This window comes from Streptomyces sp. NPDC048142 (genome assembly GCF_043202835.1).
Lineage (GTDB): Bacteria > Actinomycetota > Actinomycetes > Streptomycetales > Streptomycetaceae > Streptomyces.
Map to the genome: position 1 here is coordinate 1 of NZ_JBIDBC010000079.1, position 2,644 is coordinate 2,644.

General features: G+C 66.2%; 2 protein-coding genes. Both read right to left on the bottom strand.

Going from position 1 to position 2,644, the window contains the following annotated elements; genetic code table 11:
- Positions 1-91: 91 nt before the first annotated feature.
- Positions 92-427 carry a hypothetical protein gene (locus ACGF2Y_RS36565; RefSeq protein ID WP_392956401.1) on the bottom strand — a complete coding sequence of 112 codons (336 nt, stop codon included), beginning with the start codon at positions 425-427 and terminating at the stop codon, positions 92-94.
- Positions 424-2,172 carry a hypothetical protein gene (locus tag ACGF2Y_RS36570; protein ID WP_392956404.1) on the bottom strand — a complete coding sequence of 583 codons (1,749 nt, stop codon included), beginning with the start codon at positions 2,170-2,172 and terminating at the stop codon, positions 424-426. The genes ACGF2Y_RS36565 and ACGF2Y_RS36570 overlap by 4 nt, the downstream gene beginning before the upstream one ends.
- Between the last annotated feature and the right edge of the window lie 472 nt (positions 2,173-2,644).

A 2,644-nucleotide genomic window follows, 5' to 3' on the forward strand; every position in this document is an offset into this window, starting at 1 on the left:
GGTATTTACGGGGTGCTGCCATGGTGCTGGTAGTTCTCCTTCGCCAGGACGGTAACCCTGGCATCAGGGACTCCACAAATCTCAGTACAGCTCAGTCGATGAACCAGTATCGGAACGTGGCGACGCCCGCGCGTTCGTTGCCGCGCTGCACGATGGCAGGGTTGCCCGGATTGGGGTGGTCGAGCGCGGCGAGAAAGAACGTCTTGAAAGGCAGCTGGAAGCCAGTCGGGTAGTGGGCCCAGGTCAGGGGCGTGATGTTGATATGTGCGTCTGGGTGAGCCGGCTTGATGTTCCAGACGCTGTCGCCGAAACAGGACAGGATATCCCGGTCGGTTCCGGCGCGCAGAGTTCGGTTGCGGAGGACGATGGTGCCAGCGGTTGGCCACGTGCCCTCCGGCACTGCGCGGAACGCGGCGGCGGTAGTCATCGCAGGTCCCAGCGACCGTCAAGAAGGTCATTGACCAGGCGCTGTTGACCGACGTCGAGGCCGGCTCGTGCCTGTTCGTGTTCAGCGTCGGTGAAGTGTCCGATGATCTCATCCAGTTGCTGGAGCGGAGCGAGGAACCGGGCCCGCCATACCGGTGGGTCGAGGTGAGGGCGTCGCTGGCGGATGCCGTCGCGGACGGCCAGTTGAACGGGAAGGTGATGCGGCAGTGTTCGAGCATTCTCACAAGTGAGGCACTGCAAGAAGGAGGCCGGGCATGGTTGGCCGGGCTCTGCGACGGGGCTCGCGAGGTGGTCTGTACAGGCGACAGTGGCGGTGTCACGTTGTGCGTCGAGAAGGTCCTTCAGCGTCCGTGGCTCCAGGCCCGCCTGAGCAGCGGCCTCGCCCAGGTTTTCACGGGCCCAGGCGACGAACTCGGTAGTGAAGACCGGGACGGACTGGATCACGCGGGCCTTGGCCACTTCCTGGCGAAGGGCCGCACCGACGACCTTCCGGCTGTCCACCTGTACTGTGCCGCTGCCCTTGAGATAGACGTCGTTGAGGGTGCGGCGCGAGTGGGCCACAGGGTGCTGGCGGCGTTCCAGCGCCGTCTGCCGGATCCTGACCACATCCACTCCCGGCCTGCCCGGGCCGGCGTGTCGGGCCGCTGGAAACCCGTGCTCCCGGGCCCATCTGAGGACGTCGTGAGCCCCGACACCGGTGCCCCAGCGGTCCGCCTGTCGGCCCGCCTGGCTGCCGGTGAGATAGAGCGAGACGAAGGCCGAACGTTCCACGCTGTGGCGGCGCGGCAGGTCTGTGAGCGACAGCAGGAGCGCGTAGAGGCGCAGCGGCGATCGCATGAGGCGGGGCTCGTCGGCACCGACACCGAGAAGATCAGCGACATCCTCGGGCAGATGCTCCAAGGCGGCGACCATGTGTTCCCGTTCGGGGCCTCGCCGGGGCTTGGACTCTTCGACCAGGACGACACGCTCCTCATCCCGGGCACCCTCGGGGTGGAAGTGCGCGGCCGGCCAATTGGCGATGGTGCCGAAGTTCTCCTGGGTCAGCGCGGTCAGCAAGATGCAGAACGCGGCCGCATCCGACCTGGTGAGACACAACTTCGCCATGAGACGGCGAGAACCACCGCACCGCTGCACGGCGCGGCTGTAGTCACCCAAGCGAGGCCCGCGTGGCAGGTCGGCGGTCCGGTCGAACCTGTCCAGGAGCCCACCCTCCTCCATCTCCTGCCGACTGAGGTCCGGATCGGCATTGCGCCATCGCGCCAGGAGCCGACGTGCTGCCTCGATGCGCTCCCGCGCCAGGCGGACGTCTCGACGCGCCGCCGTCATGATCGCCTGCCAGTCCTCATCCTCATAGGCGCCGGGGTTCACCTCCTCAGGCTTCTTCACACGGACCTCGAAGAGGCTCTGGCGGGCCTCCTCGGGAAGTTCCGGATCGTCCCGCAGTACGGTCCGTAGCCTCTTGAAGGCCGAATACTGGCGCTTTGGGCGGTCCTCGTAGGACTTCACGAACGTCCGAATGTGCGCACCGGCCAACTCCTGCGGACAAGTCGGCTGAGGCCGACACTGCTTGAGCACTCGGGCAAATCCCCGCAAGGCATCAAAGTGCCCGTTTGCGGCCCTGAGCCCCTTGGGCGAGGTGCGGGCCGAGCCGACGCGGCGACTGAAGCACCTGGCCAGCCACTGCTGCAGCTCGGGCGATACCTCGCAGGTGGAGAAGTCGTACATCCTGGACCCTTCTCCGGACTCCTCCAAGAACCGCACCAGCGTGCCGGATCCCTCTGGCGCAATGCCGCGTTGCGGCGGTTGCCACGAAGCCGACGGAAGACTCGCTCGCTGCCCGCCCCGGCTCATCGGACATCCTCCACTGCCCTCAGGACCACCCCGGTGGCGGCCACGGCAGTCCGGACAAGAGCATCCATCGCCGTCTGCTCGCCCTCATCGAGCAGCGCCATCAGGTAGTCGACGTGAAGCCCGGTGAACGGCGCCAGATAATGATCTCGCGTCGTGTCCGGGTGGCTGTGCCCGAGCAGAATCGACAGCGCGTACCAGACGTCGCCGAACTGATCACGGAGGTCCTTGAGCTGCTCGTCGGTGTATCCGTTTAGGGCGTGTATCGAATGTGCTGGTCACAGCCACTCGTTGATGGCCGCTACGAGGACAGTCGCCTCGTAGCGGACCGCGAGCTTGTCGTAGCGCG

What these genes read in the sequence shown, in the direction of transcription:
- ACGF2Y_RS36565 (WP_392956401.1), bottom strand. Translation starts at nt 427, where the DNA reads ATGACTACCGCCGCCGCGTTCCGCGCAGTGCCGGAGGGCACGTGGCCA.
- ACGF2Y_RS36570 (WP_392956404.1), bottom strand. Translation starts at nt 2,172, where the DNA reads ATGTACGACTTCTCCACCTGCGAGGTATCGCCCGAGCTGCAGCAGTGG.